A 19,873-nucleotide genomic window follows, 5' to 3' on the forward strand; every position below is an offset into this window, starting at 1 on the left:
CTTTATTTTACAACTTATCTTTTAAATAAACCGGATTTGATATAAGATAAGTTTTCTTCTAAGCCATGAATAAAATCTAAACCGAATGCAACCGGTAAATCTACTAATTTTTCAGAACCAACCAATGCTTCAAAGTATGTCTGAAAAATTAATGTTGCATTTATATTTTTATTAAAATGATTATAAACTTCATAAGCATATTCAATATAATTTTTTCCTTCATCGGTAACAAAAATAGGTTCATCTATTTGAATGTGAGTGGCACCCGCAGTTACTAATTCTTTAAATACTTCAGTATAAAGTGGGACTAATTTATTCAAGGCATCTTTAAAGTCGCTAACCCCCGATGATAAAGCTATAAAAGTAATTGGTCCTGTAATGACAGGTTTAGCTTTATCATCGATGATTTCACGAGCTTCTTTATATAAATCCAGCAAGCGGGTGTTATTTAATTTCGGTTGGGCATTGTCCCATTCCGGTACAATGTAGTGATAATTGGTATTAAACCATTTTTTTAACGCTGAGGCGACATGTTGTTTGTTACCACGTGCAATATCAAAAAATAAATCAATATCAATTTTTCTGTCAGAAAATCGTTTTGGAATAATATTGAATTGAATTGATAAATCTAAAATTTGATCATATAGTGAAAAATCTCCGACCGGAATAAAATCCACCCCCGCATCAAATTGTTTTTTTAAAAACTCTTTACGAAGTTTGGCGGCTTCTTCAAATAATTCATTTTGTCGAATTGTTTTGTTCCAGTAACCTTCAATTAATTTTTTCCATTCTCTTTTTTCCCCTAAACGAGGGTATCCTAAATTTGAAATTTTTGTCATGTAACTTTCCTCCTAAAAAATTAAAATATGTATGACAGTATATTTATATAGTAAAAAACGTCCTTTAACAATAAATATTATTGCTAAAGGACGTAAATTACGTGGTACCACCTTAGTTTATTTACACATCGTGTAAATCTCATTAAACATTAACGTTGTTAAGCGTAATCATCTTGCAGTGCTTGATGATTAAAACTCCAAGACCATATTCAAAAAAATTGTTTAATCTCTTTTCAGCTACCGAGATTCTCTAATATAAACGCCTTCTTTTACTCATCTTTTCCTTGTATAATATATATTAATAGACAGTTATAAAATAAAAAAAAGGCGGTAACACAAGGGACGAAAAAACCGTGTTACCACCCAAATTTATAATCTTAAAATAAAAAATTAAAATTACCTCAAAGATTTATAACGATAATCAATCGTGATTAATTTACTGTTGTTCATTAATCCGGCTCAGTGACCATCTACGACGGCCAAAAATACTTTCTTTCACCTAATGAAAGCTCTCTGAAAAATTTAATACCGTCGCTCTTCACTTCAACGCTTATTTATTAACTGTTGATAAAGATAGTAACACATTATTTTTTTCTTGTCAATAATTTTTTGAGAAATATATATATGCGTAAATAAAAATTTATAAAGATTTAAACAAAGAAAATGGTAATATTTTAAAACAGTAAGTATATAGAATGTAATTTTCAAATTTTTTTATATTTTGGTAATTATAAAATTTTTTGAAAACCCCATTTAATTTGAATTTTCGTCTGAGAGTTAGTAAAATAGTATATGGAAAATACGAAGAAGGGGTGAAAAAATGTTTATTAACGAATTTAAAACCGATATGGAAGTTAGTATGTTTTTTCTTTTGGATAATGTAGTTCGTGGCATAGCAACAAGCGGGAAACCTTATTTAACCATTACCTTAAAAGATAAAACAGGAAGTATTGATGGAAAAATTTGGGATGTTAAAGATGAAGACACGGAAAATTTAAAATCAGGAATAATAATTTTTGTAGAGGGGACAGTATTAGATTATCGTGGGAAACTACAACTAAAAGTAAAAAATTATCGCTTAAAAACCAGTGATGAAAATATTAATATTCAAGATTTTATTCAAACAGCACCAATACCTAAAGAGGTAATGGTAAGCGAATTAAACAATTTTTTAAAAGAAATAGATAATGCAAAATTAAAAGCGGTGACAATAGAATTATTAAATAAATATAAAAAACAATTTTTGACTTTTCCGGCGGCAAAGTCTATGCACCATGATTTTTATTCAGGACTTATTTATCATACAACAACTATGTTAAAGGTGGCAAAAGCATTACTTGTTATTTATCCATCATTAAATAAAGATTTATTATACAGTGGGATTATTTTGCATGATTTAGGCAAAACAGTTGAGTTAAGCGGCCCAATAGGAACGTCTTATACACTGGAGGGTGAACTTTTAGGGCATATAGTTATTATGAGTGATGAAGTAGCCAGAGTGGCTGAAAAATTAGGTATAAGCGGTGAGGAAATTATTTTGCTGCGTCACATTATTTTGGCGCATCATGGTAAGTATGAATTTGGATCACCTAAGTTACCGATGCTTAAGGAAGCGGAAATTATTAATTTTATAGATAATATAGACGCCAGAATGCAAATGTTTGATAAAAATTTAGCAAATGTAGAGCCGGGTAGTTTTTCTGATAAACTATTCGGGTTAGAAGGACGTCACTTTTATGTGCCGATATTTGATAAAGAAGAATAAAGGAATTGATAGATTATGAATAAAATGATGAAATATATATTAGGTTTTGTTGGAATATTTTCAGCGGCGCTAGTTTGTGTTTTTGGAATAGTAAAGTATGAAGAGTACAAAGAGCAAAATACTGTAAATGAAAGTGCCAATTTAGTAAACGTTAATAAACAGGATTTGTCAAAAGAAACAACGGTAATTTTGGAAAAAATAAATAATACAACAGATATAGAAAATTTAAAATCATTAATAAATTTAGATAGTTATACTATAGATGCTATTAACAACTATAATTCACGTCTAAGTTATGCGGTAGATAACAGTTCCGGTGAAGATAAGATAGTTGTAAAAACAGGTGGTTATTACAAAGATAATAAAGCGATAGATATAAATAGATGGATAGGTATATATAAAGTCAGCAATAATAAATTAGAAAAAACTAATGATAATATTGAAGATTTAAAAGCAAAAATTAAAGATAAATTGAAATGGAATAATTTCAATTTAAAAAATACAAAACATAATAGACAAGCGGCATATGAAACGGTAAGAACATATATATTTCATATACATGATAAAAAAGGGTATAAATTGCAACCGGTAACTTTGTTCGGTTATCTTCCGGATCCTGACAAAATAATACGAGGGACAGGCGATATAAACGGATTTACTGTTATTTCATTACAAGAATTAACGGATATATACAATACGGTTTATCCGGATACCTATAATGACTCACAAGTAAAAGATGATATAATAAATGTCATAAAAAATTCTAACACAAAAGAAATGTATAAAGAAATAGATGATAGTTTTGAAGAAAACGGAAAAACAATACTTTCTGATATAAAATTAGGAGAAACGGTATTTTTTAAAAAAGATAATATATACTTAACCGCAATGGGCGGAATAGGTGGAGCGTCACCAATATCTCCTTTAGAAGATATATCACAATATAAAGAAGATGGAGAAAGAATAATTGTACCGATAATAGATATTTAAAAAAATGGAAGAGTAGTCGGTGAATATGTCCTTCGTTTAAATAATAAACATTATGAAGGGGGAAACAGTCCAAGTAAATATTATATTGAGGAGATAAGACAGCCATAGAAAATAACACCATAAATCGTACTGTTTAAATACTAAAAATTTTAAAAGCTAATTAGTCGATAGATATAATGGTTTATTGATTTGAGAATTTTCTTTAAAAGGTTTTTTCCAAGATTAATAAATTGTAAGGGAATGACTTGATAAAATTGATTTTTAAAAAATCATGATTTTTGAGTCATTCCCTTTATTTTTAAAGATTATAGTATTTAGAGATGGCTTGTGTTCCGTTAGTATTTTTAACTTCTTCTTCTAAACTTGTATAAAGTTTATAGACAAGTTCAAGACCTGGAAGTTTAATATTCATTTTTTCACATTCTTCTAGTGCCAATCGCATATCTTTTATAAAGTGATGGACGAAAAATCCGGGTTTAAAATCGCCTTTCAAGATACGTGGACCGTAAGAAGTCATAGAGAAACTCCCACCGGAACCGGTTGAAACGGTTTTAAAGAAATCGTCCATGTTCAGACCGACAGATTTTGCAAATTTAAAACTTTCTGCTACTGAAATCATAGTGGTGGCAATAGCAATCTGATTAGCAAGTTTTGTATATTGACCTTTACCTGCTTTACCGAAATAGGTGATATTTTTACCTAAATGTTGTACCAACGGTAAGACATTTTTTTCAAAAATATCTTTATCTCCTCCTGCCATAATAGAGAGTGTACCGTTTTTTGCACCTATATCGCCACCGGTAACAGGTAAATCTAAAGCAAAAGCCCCAATTTTTGCAAATTCGGCACTTATTTTTTCTGCTAAAGTAGGTGATGATGTAGACATATCCACGAATATTTGCCCTTTTTTAGCATTTTTTAAAAGTCCGTGTTCACCTAAATAAACTTCTTCAACATCTTTAGGATAGCCAACCATAGAGAAAACTATATCAGCTTTTAACGGTGCATCTTCAATTTTTTCTAAAAGGTTTGCGCCTCTTTTAACAAGGGCTGCCGTTTTAGACTGAGTTCTATTATAAACAAATAACTCATGTCCGGCATCCAATAAATGTCCAGCCATACTTTCTCCCATTACACCGGTACCGATCCATACAATTTTCATAATTATATCCTCCGTTATTTTATTTCTTTTTTTATTATATCATAAAATAATGTAAACGTTCTACTTTTAGATGCCGGTCGATATTTAATTATTTTCTTAATCTTTAATTAAATTATTTTTTAAGAAATATGCTATAATTATAAAGTATAAAATAATTTTTGGAGGTTATTGTGGATAAATTAAGAGAATTTTTCTTATGTACAAGACCACACAGTTATCCTGCAGCTCTTGCACCTGTACTACTTGGATCAGTTTATGCTTTAAATTATGTTAAGAGTATATCATATATAAAATTTTTAATATTTTTAGTAGCATGTTTATTAATTCAGGCTGCAACAAATCTATTTAATGAATATTATGATTATAAGAAAGGTTTAGATAAAATTGATTCAGAAGGAATTTCCGGTTCAATAGTAAAAGGTAAATTAAGTGCTAAAGAAGTCTTAGTAGGAGCAATACTTCTTTATTTAATAGCACTGATTTTCGGGATAATTCTTTCTTTTATAACAAGTTTTAATATTTTTGTAGTCGGGATAATCTGTATGTTCGCAGGATATTTTTATACAGGAGGTAAGTATCCTATCGCATATTCTCCGTTTGGAGAAATTATATCCGGATTTTTTATGGGTACTGTGATAGTAAGTTTAGCGTTTTATATTCAAACAACGTTTGTAAATATAGATATAGTAATAATATCAGTACCACTGTTTTTATTAATCGGTAGTATCCTTCTTGCTAACAACATTCGTGATTTGGATAATGATAAAGACTCAGGCAGAAAGACTTATGCAATAATTGTGGGAAAAAACTATGCAATTAAAACATTAGCCGCTGCGTTTATTATTGTTTATAGTTTAAATATTTTATTCTCGTTCACTAAGTACGGTACATTTTTTAACTTACTCGTTTTACTGACAATGCCTTTAGCTGTAAAAATAATAAAAGGCTTTAATGATAATAATGATAAAAAAACTATGGCACCTTATATGGTCCTTACTGCCAAGCTAACAATTTTTATAGGATTATTAATGTCAGGTGCTTATATACTAAAATATATATTTTTATAATATGAAGTAAATAGAAAATAGAGAGCGACTTAAAAATCGTGATTTCGTTAGAAATCAATTTTTTTGAGTCGCTCTCTGACAATTTATTAAATTTTAGATCAGTCTTTTTCAATTTTGAGTAGTCTATTGATGTTTAAATGAGCTTTTGAAAATAATAATAAGGTAATTATAAGGTTTCTTTTATTATTTTTGTTAAATCCATTTTTGCAGTTTCTATTATTTTTTCTTTATTATTTTTTTCCAAATCCAACCCTTGAACACGTAAAAGTTGCATATGATTTATCCCCATTACACCGAGTATTCCTCGAAGGTAATCAACGGTAAAATCAAGATTTATATATTGAATATGGCTATCAAATTCTCCGCCGCTTGTAAGGATAAAGATAATTTTTTTGTCCGGATTATCAAGGCCTATTAAAGTTTCTATTTCACATTCAAAAGTTTCATTTACTATAACGATATTATCAATATAATCTTTAAATTTAGAAACAATATTAAAATTATGAAGCGGCATATAGATAAATATTATATCAGTGTTTTTCCACTGTGTTAATAATTCTTTTTGTCTTATACAATCTTTTTGTTCTTTTGGTGTCAATTTTTTATTTTCATAATTAAACATATGTTTATCCATAACAGGAATATAACAATCCGGTGAGTACAGATTTAAAGTTTTGATATTGTTAAAACCTTTCTTCCTTAATTCTGTTTCACCGGTTAAGGTTAAAATGTTGGAAACACGATTTTTGTTATCAAAATCCGGATGGCAAAGAATTTGCAATACGTTCATAACAATTCTCCTTTGAAGATGATTTTTAGTAACATTATATCATAAAAAAGTACCTTAAACTGAAAAATTTAGGTTTAAGATACTTAATTGTTACTTAAATTCATTATAAAGAGCGGTTATTGTTTTTTCATAATCATTATTATGAACACCGATAATAATATTTATTTCATCATTGGTTTGTGAAATTAATGCGATATTAACTCCTGCATTACCTAAAGACCCGAATAAACGTGCCGATAAACCGAGAGAATTTTTCATTTTTTCGCCAACGGTAGCTATAAGAGAAATTTCATTTGTTACATTAATTTCATCAGCTTGAATAATATTTTTAATTTTAGCTACAAGTTCATGGATAAATGGCTTGATTGCATTTGTTTCGACAACAATAGAGAATGAATCAATACCGCTTGGAATATGCTCGATGTTGACGTGATATTCTTCGAATACCTTAAGAACTTTTCCTATCAATCCAATTTCGTTTGCCATATGATTTTTTTAATAGTAATAATGGAAAAATTCTTTTTACCGGCGATACCGGTAACTATATTTTTATTTTCAATTATATTTGCATTATCACTGATAATTGTGCCGGTGTTTTTAGGGTTATTAGTATTTTTAATTTGAATAGGTATTTCTTTATCGCGAACAGGAAAAATCGCCTCTTCATGAAGAACGCTTGCCCCCATATAAGAAAGCTCACGTAGTTCTGAGTAATTGATTACTTTAATCTCACGCGGATTTTTTATAATACGCGGATCAGCCATAAGGATACCCGAAACATCCGTCCAGTTTTCATAAACCTCGGCATCTGCGATATTTGCAATAATGGCACCCGTTACATCACCACCCCCACGTGACATTATTTTAATTTCACCATTTGGAAGGGAACCGTAAAAACCGGGAATTAATAATTTATCATGTTTTTTAATTAATTTATTAAAAGCATCTTGAGTTTTTTCATAATCAATTTTACCTTGGTAATTGTAAAAAATTAAATCTTTGGCATCAACAAAGTAATATCCTAAATATTCAGCCATAAGTAGTCCTGTTAAGTATTCGCCACGACTAACCAGATATTCTTCATCAATGTCTTTAGTAAGTTCGCTTTTAAGTTTGGTAAGTTCGCCTTGAATATCGAATGTTAATCCTAATTCCTCTGCAATAGTTAAGTATTTATTCTCAATCATTGAAAAAATAGTGTCAGCGCTGATATTATATTTAATATGAGCGTAGCACAAGTATAATAAATCGGTTATTTTATTATCTTTATTGTTAGCTTTACCTATTGCACTGACTACTACAAGTTTTCTTGCGGGATCCAGTTCTACTATATTTTTAACTTTTTTAAATTGTTCAGCACTTGCTACTGAGCTTCCTCCAAATTTAGCTACTTTGACCATTTAAAATCTCCTTTTCAATAATTTCATTTGTTATTTTTAACACTGATTTATTATTAATGAAATTTAGCCACTAATATGTTATCACCTTGGTTTAGTGATTTTATCAGTTGTTCTAATTGTTCTAAAGTAATTTCCTTAGTTTTTAAGTAATAATTTTCTTTATATTGTTCACTGCTTTCAATAAAGTCATGGTTTAAATTAACTTTAGAGCGTAGTAAATAATTCTTTCTGGTAAGTTTTTTAGAAAAAACAAGATGATTTTTTATAGTAATTTCTTTTCTCGGTACGTTTGAATTAATATCAATTATATCTTGGACAATAGCATTGCCGGTTGGAAACTTCCCGGCTCCTTGTCCAAAAAATTTAAGTTCACCTATAAAGTTTCCGTCTAGTGTAATAATATTATTGTTTAACGGAACAACGGCTTCTTGGCTATCTTTAGAAAAAATAGTAAGCATAACGGAAGTTTCATAGTTTGAATCGTTAATATTTGTTTCACCGATATATTTTATAGCGAAGTCATATTTTTTCAGATAATCAATATCGTTTTTTGTGATGTAACGCATTGAGTACGTAGGAAATTCCGGGAATATATGAATATTAAATCCTAACACATTGCTCAAAATAATTTTGTTAACAACATCGTCCCCATCAATATCTGCACTTGGATCTGCTTCCGCATAACCGAGATTTTGAGGAGTTTTTAATGTAGAATCAAATTCTTGATTATTTCGATACATATTATCTAAGATGTAGTTGCTGGTTCCGTTGAAAATTCCGTAGATTCTATTTATTTTATCTACTCTTCCCGCTTTTTCAAGACTTGCTAACCATGGTATTCCGCCACCGACACTTGCTTCAAATAAAAATTTAACATTGTTTTTTTTAGCAAGAACAACAAATTCATCAAGATACTTCGCAGCAACAGCCTTATTTGCGGTTACCACATGTTTTTTATGTTCTAGCGATTTTTTAATAAATTCATATGCAGGTGTTAAACCGCCCAGACACTCTACAACAAGAGAAATTTCTTTGTCATTTAAAATTTCGTTTATATCGTTTGTTGCAAGGGGCATCTTATCACGGCTACGAGCGAAAACACTTTTTACTTCAATATTTTTTAGTTCCGAAGTAGTGGAATTGGTAATAATATCATAAACACCACTACCTACTGTTCCAAATCCTAAAATTGCTATTTTCATAATAATCTCCTTTATATTAATTTATATTTAAAAAATAAATAAAAAAATTTTATTCTTTTGAGAAAAACACTTGTAATTTTACAGAGAACATTGTATCATATATACATCGATAAAGCAAGGAGATTTTTTATGATTTATGAAAGTACACGAGATATAAATAAAAAAATTAGCCCAAGTGAAGCTATTCTTCAAGGATTAAGTGAAGAGGGTGGTTTATTTGTATTAAGGGATTTGGGAAAAAATAAATTGGATTTAAGAGATCTGGTTGGTAAAAATTATTATGAAATTGCAGAAAAAGTATTAAAACTATTCGTTGATTTTAGCGAACAGGAAATTAAAGATTGTGTAAATAATGCTTATCGTGGAAAGTTTTCCGATGAGAATATAACCCCACTTGTTAAGTTAAGTGACGGTTATATATTGGAATTATTTAATGGCCCGACGAGTGCGTTTAAAGATGTCGGTTTATCATTATTACCGCAACTAACTAAGACGGCTTTAACAAAAGTAAAAGCTAAAAATGACATACTTATATTAACGGCGACGAGCGGAGATACCGGAAAGGCTGCATTGGAAGGTTTTAAAGATGTAACAGGAACAAAAATAATGGTTTTTTATCCTAATGATGGAGTGAGTACAGTTCAAAAAATGCAAATGCAAACCCAAGAAGGAAAGAATACAAAAGTCTGTGCTATTTATGGAAATTTTGATGACGCACAAAGTGGTATTAAAGAACTGTTTACAGATGAAGAATTTAAAAAACAATTATTAGAAAAGAATATTAAATTATCAAGTGCAAATTCAATTAATATCGGGCGATTAATTCCACAAATTGTTTATTATATTGTAGCATATGTAGATTTAATTAAAGAGCAAAAAATTACGATTGGAGAAAAAATAAATTTTATCGTTCCTACCGGAAATTTCGGAAATATCCTTGCCGGGTATTATGCAGAGCAAATTGGTTTACCTATTAATAAGTTAATTTGTGCAAGTAACAGCAACAATGTCTTACATGATTTTTTAACAACAGGTATTTATAATAAAAATCGAAAATTTTTAAAAACTATATCTCCTAGCATGGATATTCTTATTTCCAGTAATCTTGAAAGATTAATTTACTACATGAGCGGTTGTAATAACAAATATGTTGATAAACTCATGGAAGATTTGAAAAAAACAGGATGCTATAAAGTTACCGATGATATATTGCGAAAAATTACCGATAAATTTCAATCAGGTTTTGCTGATGATGACGCTACTAAAAAAATTATCAAAGATATTTATGAAAAAGATGGGTATTTATTGGATACTCATACAGCGGTAGCTTACAAGGTTTTGTTGGATAATCCGGATAAAGAACATATAAATGTTGTTCTTTCAACGGCTTCTCCGTATAAATTTACCGAAAGTGTTTATTCGGCAATAAACGGAACAAGCGATAAAGATGAATTTGAATTAATGAAAGAATTAAATAGAAAAACACAGGTTTCTATTCCGAAAAATCTTAAGGATTTGGATAAAAAAGAAATAAGACATAAAGATGTAATTAAAAAAGAAAATATGAAAAAATATATTTTAGAGAAATTAGGTGAGTTATAATGGTGAAAGTAAGAGTACCGGCTACATCAGCCAATATTGATTGCGGTTTTGATACTTTGGGTGTAGCTTTAACTTTATATGCCACATTTGATTTTGAAATAATCGAAAGTGGAGTAGAGTTCGTCGGTTTTGAAGAACGATTTGCCAATGAAGAAAATCTGGTATATGTTACTTTACAAACAGCATTAAAAAAATTGAAAAAAACAATAAGCGGAGTTAGAATTTCTATTCAAAATGATGTCCCGATTTCACGAGGGTTGGGCAGCAGTTCCACATGTGTTGTAGCAGGGGTTTACGGGGCATATTTACTAACAAATACAAAACTTGATAAACAAGAAATATTTACGATTGCTAATGAAATAGAAGGACACCCCGATAATGTTTCACCGGCAATTTTTGGAAGTTTGAGTTCATCATGTACAACTGATGGCAAAGAAGCTATAACGGTAAAATATAAGGTAGATGAACGCTTTAACTTTTTAGCACTTATTCCGGATTTTGAAACATCAACGGAACAAGCACGTAAAGTTATGCCGGAAAAAATTTCTTTAAAAGATGCTATTTATTCATTATCAAGATTGGGTTCGGTGATTAAAGCGTTTGAAACCTATAATTTGACTTTATTAAAGAAAGTAATGGGTGATAAAATTCATGAACCTTACCGTAAAAGAATAATACACGAATATCAAGAAGTAAAAAAAATTTGTGAAAAAGTAGATAGTAAAGGATTTTTTATCTCAGGTAGCGGCTCAACGCTTATGAATATAGTAGAGTGTGTGGAAAATATAGAAAAAATAAAAGAAGATTTAGCCAAATTGAAATATAATTGGCATCCGGTTTTACTAAAAGTAGATATGGAAGGTACAGTAGTACTATAAAATTATAGAAAAGAGGAGAAAAAATTATGCAAAAATCAAAAGTAGCAATTTTAGGTGCAACAGGAATGGTAGGACAACGTTTATTAGTGTTATTGGAAAAACATCCATATTTTGACGTTGTTAAATTAGCGGCTTCGCCACGTTCAGCGGGGAAAAGATACAAGGAGTTAATGGAAAATCGTTGGAAATTGGATATAGCCATACCGGAATATGCAAAAAATTTAGTAGTAGAGAATTTATATGAAATTGACTCAGTAACTAAGGGGATTGACTTGGTATTTTGTGCTATTAACTTAGACAAAGAAAAATTGGTTAAATTGGAAGAAGACTATGCGAAACATGAAGTTGTTGTTGTTTCCAATAATTCTGCTAATAGAAATAAAGATGATGTACCGATGATTATTCCGGAAATAAACTCAGCGCATCTTGATATTATTCCAACCCAAAGGAAACTACTTGGAACTGAAAAAGGATTTATTGTAACCAAACCGAATTGCTCAATTCAAAGTTATGTTCCTATTTTTGAAGCTATTAAAGAATATGGAATCAAAGAAGCATCTATTTGTACTTATCAAGCAATATCAGGGAGTGGAAAAACATTTAATGAATGGCCGGAAATGATAGAAAATATCATTCCTTACATTGGTGGAGAGGAAGAAAAAAGTGAAAAAGAACCGCTAAAAATTTTTGGAGAAATTAAAGACGGAAAAATTGTTCCAACTGATAATATGAAACTATCAGCACAGTGTATTCGTGTACCGGTGTTAGATGGGCATCTGGCTTGTGTATCATTTAATCTAAAAATAATCCGGGGAAAGATGTATTAATTGAAAAAATTAAAAATTTTGTACCGGAAATTGAAAAATATAAACTTCCTTTAGCGCCAACGCCATTTATTAAATACTGTGAAGAAGATGACAGACCTCAACCTGTCTTAGATCGAAACAACGAAAAAGGAATGCAGATAACTCTAGGACGCCTTCGTGAGGATAATTTATTTGATTATAAATTTGTCGGTTTATCACATAATACTTTACGAGGTGCGGCAGGGGGTGCGGTACTAACTGCAGAATTAATTAAAAAATTAGGTTACTTAGATTAATAATGCTTTGTTTCTTCTAAAATAAAATAAATTTATGATATAATTATAAGTGAAGAAAACTTTAAAGTAGGTGGTCAAATGATAGAAGTAAGAACAGTAGATTTAGAAGATGCACAAAAATTAGTCGATATTTACAGACCATACGTAGAAGAAACAGCGATTACTTTTGATTATGAAGTGCCGAATATACACGAGTTTGAAGAAAAAATTTCAAAAACGTTGCAAAAATATCCTTTTTTAGTGGCTGTAGAAAATAAAAAAATTCTCGGATATACTTATGCCGGAGAATTTTATCCAAAGCGTGCTTATGATTGGACTGCAGAAATTACAATATATTTAGATAAACAGGCACGAGGAAAAGGGATTGGAGAGTTGCTTTATAATGAGTTGGAAAAACAATTAATTGAAAAAGGAATTTGTCGTTTAACTTCATGTATCTCATATCCTGATGAAGGAAGTATCGCTTTTCATGAAAAACATAATTTTAGAAAAGTGGCACATTTTGAAAAAGTTGGTTATAAATTTAATCGTTGGTACGATGTTGTGTGGTATCAAAAAAATATTCAGGAAAAAGAGTTTATTGAGTAAAAATAATTTCATAAAATATAATTATTTAATTTATCTTATTTTTTAACCGTCTTAAATGAAATGATTAAATCGAAGTATTGACATTTCCTTGTAAAACGCTGATATATAAGTTTTTTGGCTATTTTTAATTTTTTTCAAAATTAAATTAAAATTTAAGTTATATTTAAGGTTCGATCTTTATAATATAGATATAACTAGTAAATAGTTATAAACTTCATAAACTTTCCTTTTCTATAAAAGACCGAGATTAAAGTTCTCGGCTCTTTTTTTGTTTTATTGCAGAAAGATTTTATATTAAGTATGTATCAAAGTTTTTTCATAACTTTTGTTATATTTTTCGGTATCATAACGACAGCAGTGGTTAAGTCAACTGCCGGATAACTTGGATCTATACATTCTTTCCAATATTTAAGGTGCTGTTTATCAATAGCATTTTCTGATGTTTCAACAGGTTCTCCGTCCTCGCCCTGAATAGAATACCAATACAGATATTCTGTACCGTTTAAAGTTTCACGAAAAATAGTTTCAACATACATCTGTTCACGTTCAAGTGTTAATAAAACGTTTTGCATATTATCGTTAAGAAAATCAAGCCATTCATCTACTGTTTTACTTTTACCGTCTTTAACTTTAAAACGTGTTAATTCTACATTTAATTTATTTATTGTTTTCATATATATCCCTTTCATCAATGGAATTTTGTTTAATAAGTATATTATCATCATTAACAATGAAAATATTTAATTTTCCGCCGTAAACACAACCGCCGTCAATATTAATTCTATTTTCTTTTATTTCATAATATGGTTCTTTCATAACAGGACTATGACCATGGAATATTTTTTTATTATATTTGCTGTCACTACTTAAAAAAGGTTCTCTTATCCAAATCATATCACGATGGTTTTGATTCCAAAATGTTTTAGAAAAATCAACACCGGCGTGAACAAAGTAAAAATTATCACTTTCATATCTTGTTTGCAGATTTTTTAACCAGTATCGTAACTCTTTATGCTTATCAGCTATTTTTTTAAAATAAAAACTGCTTTCCTCTTTTGTAGCCTCCGGATAAAATGATCTAAGTGTCATAAGTCCACCATTTCGAAAATAATGCTCTTGTCTTTTACGTTCATAAGGTTTATACATTGCTTCTTTTATTGCAAGGTTAAACATATCTTCATGGTTTCCGAGTAAAACTACATGATGATTATATTTTTTTTGCAAAGTAAAAAAGTATTCCCATACTAATCTTGTATTTTTCCCACGATCACCCATGTCGCCTAAACAAATTAATTTATCATTATTAGGATTAAAGTTTATTTCTTTTAATAAATGCCGCATTGTATAAAAACAACCATGAATATCCGAAATTATAATTTTTCTCATTTTATCACCTACTTTTAGTATATAAACCTTATATTAAAACAAAAATATAAATCTGTAAACTAAAAGATAATAAAAAGTAATAGTAAAAAGCCGGCAAGTAACTATTATTGCAGGATGTTAGTTGATTAAAATATATCATTTATCACTTGCGGTTTATCCATATTAAATTTATAATATATTGTTTTAGTTACTATTATTAATATGATATAATAAAATCATTCATAATGAAGAAATAAACAGTGTGGGAGATTAAAAATGATTTTTGCATTAGATGTTGGGAATACAAATATTGTTTTAGGAGTATTCAGTAGTGAATATAGATTGCTACATTCATGGAGAATAGCTACTGATAATACAAAGACAGAAGATGAGCTGTATGTTATTATCCGTAATTTTTTTGTCGATAAAAATATTAAGTTTGAAGATTTTAACGGTGTTGTAATTTCAAGCGTTGTTCCTAGAATGATGTTTGCATTAAAGTTACTTAGTAAAAAATATTTCAAAAAAGATCCGATTATCGTAACTGCCGGTATAAATACCGGTATAAAAGTACCTGCTCCTTATAGTAGTAAACTTGGTTCGGATAGAGTGGTGGATATAGTAGGAGCTAAGGTGAGCAATTATCTTCCGGCTATTGTTGTAGATTTTGGAACAGCAACGACATTTGATTGTGTTGACAGCGATATGAATTATCGTGGCGGTATTATTTGTCCCGGAATGAATGTTAGCGCTGAAGCATTATATACTAAAGCTGCTAAATTGCCACGTGTCGAATTTGCTGCTGTTGATACAAGTTTAGGAATGGACACTACTTCCCAAATGCAGGCAGGACTTTTTTACGGCTTTTTAGGACAATTTGAGAATATTATTAAACATTTAAAAAAAGATTTAGACCAAGAGTATTGTGTTGTGTTAACCGGCGGATTATCAAAATTTATTGCAAGATATAGTAGTTTAGTTGATATTGTTGATGAAGATTTAACTTTAAAAGGTATTATAGAATTGTATAAATTGAATAAAGATGTATAGTGTATATAAGGAATAAAATAATGATATATAGAAAAGATATGGACGTAATAGAATTTGCTAGGAAAATAAGTATGTTAGACGTTGAAACTCCTTTGGCAGATAACTATGATACGAAATACGGACAAAAAGATAACAGGTGGTGGTCATGTCAAAGAGAACATCTTACCGTATGGTGCTTATTTCAACCAACCGAGGGAATTAATGGTTTTGAACACGCACCAAATAGCAGTGCGTTAAAAATGTATAATAATTTTGGTCGCCCTGAAACGCTAATATGGTTAGTGGAGGCATTGAAAGAAGAGTCGGAAATGGTGGAAAATCTTATTGTCGAAATAAGTAACCTTGGTATGAACGCAAATACAGCATGTAAAAAAATTAGGGAAAAAATTCCTTTTAGTCGTATAATGGAACTTTTAGAAAATATATATAGTTTTTAATATATAATTGAAAACTGTAAAACAATTATAAAAAGAGGATTAATATTTATTTGATTGACACAAATATATAAAAAATGATATACTAAAAAGCGACGATAGCGTCGCTTTTTAGTATATCATTTTTAGTAAGGAGAAGATAAAAGATTTGAATTACAAAAAAACAACTATTTCAGAAAAAAGAAAAAGCGAAATATGTGAAGCTGCTAAGCATTGTTTTTTAGCTAAAGGTTTTCAAAATACGACGATGGAAGATGTAATCAAAGAAGTAGGAATGAGCAAGGGAGGTGTATATCGCTATTACAAATCTACAGTCGATATGTTATATGATATTATGTTAAATGGAAATAATTATAGATTTGACAGAGTTGATGACTTTATAAAAAAAAAATCCTGACATGCCAAAAGAGGAATTAGCAACAGAATTGGTTATGGAGAAAATGTTTGCCAAAAATGATTATATGTCCATTTATTCTATGTTTTTAATTGAAAGTGGAAAAAATGAAAAACTTAAAAGTCTTAGAAGTATGATTGAAGATAAGATGATTAGTCAATTTTTAGAGTTTGCTAAAAAAAATGATTTAGAAATTTTAAATTGTATTGTAAACGATGACTTTTTGCAGCTTATGTACGCCATGTTTATCGCCGGTGAGTTTATTGATATAAGGGATACATTTTTAAATAAAAGTAATTTGTTTAGAGATATTATTTCAGATTATCTAAAAAAACATAATAAATAAAAGGAGGTTTTAAAAATGAGTTTAAAAAATATTGTAAAGGTAGCGGTGTTTTCAGTTTTAGGATTTATATTAACAACAGCGTTCGGGTATCTAAATGCTGTATTCGGAATGGTTGCAAGTTTATATTTATCATCTGCAATAGCAACGGTGTTAGTATCTCCGATATTTGTTCTTATGTGTAAACAGGTTGCAAGTAGAGGAGCGGCATTTTTTTACTTTATACTAACAGGTGTTTTCTACGCTTTAATGGGAATGTGGCCGGTATTGGTAGTTTGTGTAATTGCCGGTTTAGTGGCTGAACTTGTTATTGGAAATAAAGATAATTATTTAAACAAAAGTATAAGAGTAGGTATGGCTTTTGGAGCAGGAATGTTTGTTTTTTCATTACATGGAATGTATTTTACCTTTATGTTTGGTGTAGAAGGTCTTACAAAGCAATTTCCAAAAATGTTTACTACCGACTATGCTACTTTTCTTTATAACTTCTACACACCTACAAATATAGGGATTTGTGTATTAATAGCAATTATAGCATCTACTGTAGGAACGTATTTTGGTACTTATATTTATAATAAATTTTTTAGTGATAGGAAGAAAAAAAGTGTTTTATAAAAATAAAAAGAAGAGTATAAATAAATTCCAACTATCAGATAAAATCAACCCGCTTACTATAGTTGGGTTGATTTTACTATTTTCTATTATTTTAACAGTTGGAGGACAATATCAATATTTAATTACACTTATATTGGCAACAGGTATATTGACTATGTTTTCTATTAAAAAGGTAATTTCCAGTGCATGCACTTTACTTATAATATGGATAATTATAAATCTGTTAAAATTATATTTGGGGAGTGTTTTTATAGGTTCTATCTATACTTTGCTGCTTATATTGCTTAAATTTTCACCAATATTTATTTTAGGGAGAGTGTTATCTTCTTACAGTGCATCTCAACTTTTGGCAGCTTTCAGAAAAATAGGGATAGATGGTGGTGTAGGGATAGGAATTGCTATATTGTTTCGTTTTATTCCGGAAGTATCTATTCGAATGAAAGAGATAAATGAGGGAATAAAAGTCAGAGGGTTTAAACCTAAACTTTTAAAGCCTATAAAAACTTTTGAATTGTATTTTGTCCCACTTATGTATAAATGTATTGATATAAGTGATACGTTAACTTGTTCAATTATATCGAAAGGAATTGAATATGACGGTAAAAAAACGAGTTTCCACGAGATGAAGTTTACTTTTATAGATTTTATTATTCTTATAACGGGTATAGGATTAACAGGAGTTAGTATATGGATAATATTTTAGAAACAAATATAGATAGTTTTTTATATGGAGAAGAAATAATACTTAGAGATTTGAAACTTTCTATAAGAAAGGGAGAAATCATTATTTTAACAGGTCATTCAGGGTGTGGAAAAACTACACTTTTAAGACTTTTGAATGGTTTAATTCCATCATTCTATAATGGAGAATTGAATGGTAAGATTAAGCTGTTAGGAAAAGATATAACCGAATATAAAAAAGGTGAACTTGCTAAATATATAAGGAATGTATTTCAAAATCCCAAAGATCAATTTTTTTGTGATGTGGTAGAAGATGAGATAGCTTTAGTTGGAGAAAATTTAGGATTAGACAGAAAAATTTTGAAAACAAGGGTAGATGAGGCAATGGAGTTATTGGGAATAACACATCTTAGGAAAAAATCTATTTTTGAATTATCAGGTGGTGAAAGGCAGAAAGTAGCTATTGCAGGGACACTTATTTATGATACAGATATTATATTTTTTGATGAACCGTCCAGTAGTCTGGATTATGATAGTATCAGAAAGTTCAGAAATATTCTTTTAAAATTAAAATCACTTGGAAAAACTATAATTATTGCTGAGCATAGGTTATATTATTTGAAAGATATTTATAACCGTTTGGTGCATATAAAGAACGGAACAATTCAAAAAATTTATGAAAATGGAGTGTTAGATAATTCTAAATGTATGGAGTTGGAACTAAGGACACTTAATGAAAAAGAACTTTTATCAGAAAAAGAACTTATTCCTGAAGAAAAATATATAGAAGTAAATAGTATTAATGTATATCAGAAAAGAAAACTTTTTATAGAAAATTTGAATTTTAATCTTAACAAGAAAGAAATTATGGGGATTGTCGGTTCAAATGGTGTCGGGAAAACTACATTGGCAAAAATTTTATGTGGGCTTTCTGAGAAATATGTAGATATAAGTTATGGAAAAAAGAAAAAAGAACGATTAAATAATTCATATTTTGTTTTGCAAGATGTAGATTCACAAATTTTTTTAGATACAGTCGAAAATGAATTGTTAGCGTGCGGTGATAACAAGGATTTGGATAAAGTCAGATCTTATTTAAAAGATGTTGACTTATGGGAAAAAAGACTAATCATCCACAAAAATTATCAAGAGGACAAAAACAAAGATTGATAATTGGCACATCGCTTTTATCAAATCGAAAAGTAATTGTTTTAGATGAACCTACTTCCGGTCTTGATTATAGAAGTATGATAATAATGTCTGATTTAATTACAAAAAAAGCAGAGGAAGTTCCATTTATTATCATTACACATGATTTAGAACTTTTGTTTAAAACTTGTCATTCAGTTTTAATGATTAACAAAGATAGCTATAAAAAAATATCTGTAAAAGGGAATGAAAATATTATTTTTGATTTTATAAATAAAGAATAATGTCATTATATTATTGTAGATTCGTATATGTCTTAAACTATAATTCTTTTTTATAGAATAAAGAATTGGTATTTAAAAATAATATCTGTTACTATTGATGATTATATTGATTTCACTTTAAAATATATGTTTTCGAAGAAGTAAATTATTTATTTTGGCTTGGGCTATTATAT

At 29.3% G+C, this 19,873-nt stretch carries 22 protein-coding genes, 1 pseudogene and 2 other annotated features; of the genes and pseudogenes, 15 read left to right on the forward strand and 8 right to left on the reverse strand.

The genetic code is table 11. The features are described from left to right. Nucleotides 1–14: 14 nt before the first annotated feature. The gene (locus HMPREF1983_RS03960; protein ID WP_021753009.1) at nt 15–839 is read right to left on the reverse strand and encodes a uroporphyrinogen decarboxylase/cobalamine-independent methonine synthase family protein; all 825 of its coding nucleotides are present in this window, start codon (nt 837–839) and stop codon (nt 15–17) included. Nucleotides 840–922: 83 nt separating this feature from the next. Then, nucleotides 923–1,133, reverse strand: a binding site (T-box leader). A gap of 41 nt (nt 1,134–1,174) precedes the next feature. After that, nucleotides 1,175–1,395 (reverse strand) — a binding site (T-box leader). 264 nt (nt 1,396–1,659) lie between these two features. Between HMPREF1983_RS03960 and HMPREF1983_RS03965 the strand changes: the two genes are divergently transcribed. Next, nucleotides 1,660–2,604, forward strand: coding sequence for an HD domain-containing protein (locus HMPREF1983_RS03965; RefSeq protein ID WP_021753010.1), 945 nt, complete (start codon nt 1,660–1,662; stop codon nt 2,602–2,604). 15 nt (nt 2,605–2,619) lie between these two features. Further along, complete coding sequence (locus HMPREF1983_RS03970) at nt 2,620–3,594, forward strand: hypothetical protein (protein WP_021753011.1); 975 nt, start codon at nt 2,620–2,622, stop codon at nt 3,592–3,594. Nucleotides 3,595–3,892: 298 nt separating this feature from the next. On the opposite strand, the gene HMPREF1983_RS03975 is transcribed toward HMPREF1983_RS03970, so the two are convergent. Further along, nucleotides 3,893–4,756 carry an NAD(P)-dependent oxidoreductase gene (locus tag HMPREF1983_RS03975; RefSeq protein ID WP_021753012.1) on the reverse strand — a complete coding sequence of 288 codons (864 nt, stop codon included), beginning with the start codon at nt 4,754–4,756 and terminating at the stop codon, nt 3,893–3,895. A 170-nt stretch (nt 4,757–4,926) separates the two neighbouring features. Between HMPREF1983_RS03975 and HMPREF1983_RS03980 the strand changes: the two genes are divergently transcribed. Then, nucleotides 4,927–5,823, forward strand: a complete 897-nt coding sequence (locus HMPREF1983_RS03980) for a 1,4-dihydroxy-2-naphthoate polyprenyltransferase (RefSeq protein WP_021753013.1) — start codon at nt 4,927–4,929, stop codon at nt 5,821–5,823. A gap of 166 nt (nt 5,824–5,989) precedes the next feature. On the opposite strand, the gene HMPREF1983_RS03985 is transcribed toward HMPREF1983_RS03980, so the two are convergent. From HMPREF1983_RS03985 to HMPREF1983_RS03995, 4 genes are all read right to left on the reverse strand, one after another. Further along, entirely contained in the window at nt 5,990–6,613 is a 624-nt protein-coding gene (locus HMPREF1983_RS03985; RefSeq protein WP_021753014.1) for an NAD(P)H-dependent oxidoreductase, read from the reverse strand. Nucleotides 6,614–6,703: 90 nt separating this feature from the next. Then, entirely contained in the window at nt 6,704–7,099 is a 396-nt protein-coding gene (locus HMPREF1983_RS07955) for an ACT domain-containing protein (RefSeq protein WP_021753015.1), read from the reverse strand. After that, nucleotides 7,078–8,013 (reverse strand): amino acid kinase family protein, encoded by a 936-nt coding sequence (locus HMPREF1983_RS03990; protein WP_021753016.1) that lies wholly within the window; start codon nt 8,011–8,013, stop codon nt 7,078–7,080. The genes HMPREF1983_RS07955 and HMPREF1983_RS03990 overlap by 22 nt, the downstream gene beginning before the upstream one ends. A gap of 53 nt (nt 8,014–8,066) precedes the next feature. Further along, on the reverse strand, nt 8,067–9,215 hold the full coding sequence (locus tag HMPREF1983_RS03995) for a homoserine dehydrogenase (protein ID WP_021753017.1): 1,149 nt from the start codon (nt 9,213–9,215) through the stop codon (nt 8,067–8,069). Between the two features lie 129 nt (nt 9,216–9,344). Here HMPREF1983_RS03995 and thrC point away from each other — a divergent pair, with 129 nt between their 5' ends. From thrC to HMPREF1983_RS04015, 4 genes and pseudogenes are all read left to right on the forward strand, one after another. Further along, the gene (gene thrC / locus HMPREF1983_RS04000) at nt 9,345–10,817 is read left to right on the forward strand and encodes a threonine synthase (RefSeq protein ID WP_021753018.1); all 1,473 of its coding nucleotides are present in this window, start codon (nt 9,345–9,347) and stop codon (nt 10,815–10,817) included. Next, nucleotides 10,817–11,695: a homoserine kinase gene (gene thrB / locus HMPREF1983_RS04005; RefSeq protein ID WP_021753019.1), complete on the forward strand. Its 879-nt coding sequence runs from the start codon at nt 10,817–10,819 to the stop codon at nt 11,693–11,695. The genes thrC and thrB overlap by 1 nt, the downstream gene beginning before the upstream one ends. Before the next feature lie 26 nt (nt 11,696–11,721). Further along, a pseudogene (gene asd / locus HMPREF1983_RS04010) lies at nt 11,722–12,797 on the forward strand (aspartate-semialdehyde dehydrogenase). Between the two features lie 78 nt (nt 12,798–12,875). Then, on the forward strand, nt 12,876–13,385 hold the full coding sequence (locus HMPREF1983_RS04015; RefSeq protein ID WP_021753022.1) for a GNAT family N-acetyltransferase: 510 nt from the start codon (nt 12,876–12,878) through the stop codon (nt 13,383–13,385). A 305-nt stretch (nt 13,386–13,690) separates the two neighbouring features. On the opposite strand, the gene HMPREF1983_RS04020 is transcribed toward HMPREF1983_RS04015, so the two are convergent. Further along, nucleotides 13,691–14,059 carry a DUF6176 family protein gene (locus HMPREF1983_RS04020; protein ID WP_040460954.1) on the reverse strand — a complete coding sequence of 123 codons (369 nt, stop codon included), beginning with the start codon at nt 14,057–14,059 and terminating at the stop codon, nt 13,691–13,693. Further along, a complete protein-coding gene (locus HMPREF1983_RS04025; RefSeq protein WP_021753024.1) occupies nt 14,043–14,771 on the reverse strand; it encodes a metallophosphoesterase family protein in 729 nt (242 codons plus the stop codon). The genes HMPREF1983_RS04020 and HMPREF1983_RS04025 overlap by 17 nt, the downstream gene beginning before the upstream one ends. Nucleotides 14,772–15,026: 255 nt before the next feature. Here HMPREF1983_RS04025 and HMPREF1983_RS04030 point away from each other — a divergent pair, with 255 nt between their 5' ends. The 8 genes from HMPREF1983_RS04030 (at nt 15,027) to HMPREF1983_RS07885 (ending at nt 19,700) form a co-directional block, all read left to right on the forward strand. Beyond that, complete coding sequence (locus tag HMPREF1983_RS04030; RefSeq protein WP_021753025.1) at nt 15,027–15,800, forward strand: type III pantothenate kinase; 774 nt, start codon at nt 15,027–15,029, stop codon at nt 15,798–15,800. Between the two features lie 20 nt (nt 15,801–15,820). Then, nucleotides 15,821–16,237, forward strand: a complete 417-nt coding sequence (locus HMPREF1983_RS04035) for a hypothetical protein (RefSeq protein WP_021753026.1) — start codon at nt 15,821–15,823, stop codon at nt 16,235–16,237. A gap of 145 nt (nt 16,238–16,382) precedes the next feature. Beyond that, on the forward strand, nt 16,383–16,631 hold the full coding sequence (locus tag HMPREF1983_RS04040; RefSeq protein ID WP_021753027.1) for a TetR/AcrR family transcriptional regulator: 249 nt from the start codon (nt 16,383–16,385) through the stop codon (nt 16,629–16,631). 1 nt (nt 16,632) lies between these two features. Next, nucleotides 16,633–16,974, forward strand: a complete 342-nt coding sequence (locus HMPREF1983_RS07555) for a hypothetical protein (protein ID WP_021753028.1) — start codon at nt 16,633–16,635, stop codon at nt 16,972–16,974. Nucleotides 16,975–16,989: 15 nt separating this feature from the next. Then, nucleotides 16,990–17,586, forward strand: coding sequence for an MptD family putative ECF transporter S component (locus tag HMPREF1983_RS04045; RefSeq protein ID WP_021753029.1), 597 nt, complete (start codon nt 16,990–16,992; stop codon nt 17,584–17,586). Next, nucleotides 17,576–18,289, forward strand: a complete 714-nt coding sequence (locus tag HMPREF1983_RS04050; RefSeq protein ID WP_040460966.1) for an energy-coupling factor transporter transmembrane component T family protein — start codon at nt 17,576–17,578, stop codon at nt 18,287–18,289. Before HMPREF1983_RS04045 ends, HMPREF1983_RS04050 begins: the two co-directional genes overlap by 11 nt. Continuing rightward, nucleotides 18,274–19,437 (forward strand): ABC transporter ATP-binding protein, encoded by a 1,164-nt coding sequence (locus HMPREF1983_RS04055; RefSeq protein ID WP_021753031.1) that lies wholly within the window; start codon nt 18,274–18,276, stop codon nt 19,435–19,437. The genes HMPREF1983_RS04050 and HMPREF1983_RS04055 overlap by 16 nt, the downstream gene beginning before the upstream one ends. After that, on the forward strand, nt 19,380–19,700 hold the full coding sequence (locus HMPREF1983_RS07885; protein ID WP_021753032.1) for an ATP-binding cassette domain-containing protein: 321 nt from the start codon (nt 19,380–19,382) through the stop codon (nt 19,698–19,700). Before HMPREF1983_RS04055 ends, HMPREF1983_RS07885 begins: the two co-directional genes overlap by 58 nt. Nucleotides 19,701–19,873: the final 173 nt, after the last annotated feature.

It is taken from the genome of Gemella bergeri ATCC 700627, from assembly GCF_000469465.1.
In the GTDB taxonomy this organism is placed as follows: domain Bacteria; phylum Bacillota; class Bacilli; order Staphylococcales; family Gemellaceae; genus Gemella; species Gemella bergeri.

Coding starts and splice junctions, on each gene's coding strand:
- HMPREF1983_RS04045 (WP_021753029.1), top strand. CDS start 16,990: ATGAGTTTAAAAAATATTGTAAAGGTAGCGGTGTTTTCAGTTTTAGGA.
- HMPREF1983_RS03960 (WP_021753009.1), bottom strand. CDS start 839: ATGACAAAAATTTCAAATTTAGGATACCCTCGTTTAGGGGAAAAAAGA.
- HMPREF1983_RS04030 (WP_021753025.1), top strand. CDS start 15,027: ATGATTTTTGCATTAGATGTTGGGAATACAAATATTGTTTTAGGAGTA.
- HMPREF1983_RS03990 (WP_021753016.1), bottom strand. CDS start 8,013: ATGGTCAAAGTAGCTAAATTTGGAGGAAGCTCAGTAGCAAGTGCTGAA.
- HMPREF1983_RS03985 (WP_021753014.1), bottom strand. CDS start 6,613: ATGAACGTATTGCAAATTCTTTGCCATCCGGATTTTGATAACAAAAAT.
- HMPREF1983_RS03995 (WP_021753017.1), bottom strand. CDS start 9,215: ATGAAAATAGCAATTTTAGGATTTGGAACAGTAGGTAGTGGTGTTTAT.
- HMPREF1983_RS03970 (WP_021753011.1), top strand. CDS start 2,620: ATGAATAAAATGATGAAATATATATTAGGTTTTGTTGGAATATTTTCA.
- HMPREF1983_RS07555 (WP_021753028.1), top strand. CDS start 16,633: ATGCCAAAAGAGGAATTAGCAACAGAATTGGTTATGGAGAAAATGTTT.
- HMPREF1983_RS04020 (WP_040460954.1), bottom strand. CDS start 14,059: ATGAAAACAATAAATAAATTAAATGTAGAATTAACACGTTTTAAAGTT.
- HMPREF1983_RS03965 (WP_021753010.1), top strand. CDS start 1,660: ATGTTTATTAACGAATTTAAAACCGATATGGAAGTTAGTATGTTTTTT.
- HMPREF1983_RS03975 (WP_021753012.1), bottom strand. CDS start 4,756: ATGAAAATTGTATGGATCGGTACCGGTGTAATGGGAGAAAGTATGGCT.
- HMPREF1983_RS04025 (WP_021753024.1), bottom strand. CDS start 14,771: ATGAGAAAAATTATAATTTCGGATATTCATGGTTGTTTTTATACAATG.
- HMPREF1983_RS04055 (WP_021753031.1), top strand. CDS start 18,274: ATGGATAATATTTTAGAAACAAATATAGATAGTTTTTTATATGGAGAA.
- HMPREF1983_RS07955 (WP_021753015.1), bottom strand. CDS start 7,099: ATGGCAAACGAAATTGGATTGATAGGAAAAGTTCTTAAGGTATTCGAA.
- thrC (WP_021753018.1), top strand. CDS start 9,345: ATGATTTATGAAAGTACACGAGATATAAATAAAAAAATTAGCCCAAGT.
- HMPREF1983_RS07885 (WP_021753032.1), top strand. CDS start 19,380: ATGGGAAAAAAGACTAATCATCCACAAAAATTATCAAGAGGACAAAAA.
- thrB (WP_021753019.1), top strand. CDS start 10,817: ATGGTGAAAGTAAGAGTACCGGCTACATCAGCCAATATTGATTGCGGT.
- HMPREF1983_RS04035 (WP_021753026.1), top strand. CDS start 15,821: ATGATATATAGAAAAGATATGGACGTAATAGAATTTGCTAGGAAAATA.
- HMPREF1983_RS04015 (WP_021753022.1), top strand. CDS start 12,876: ATGATAGAAGTAAGAACAGTAGATTTAGAAGATGCACAAAAATTAGTC.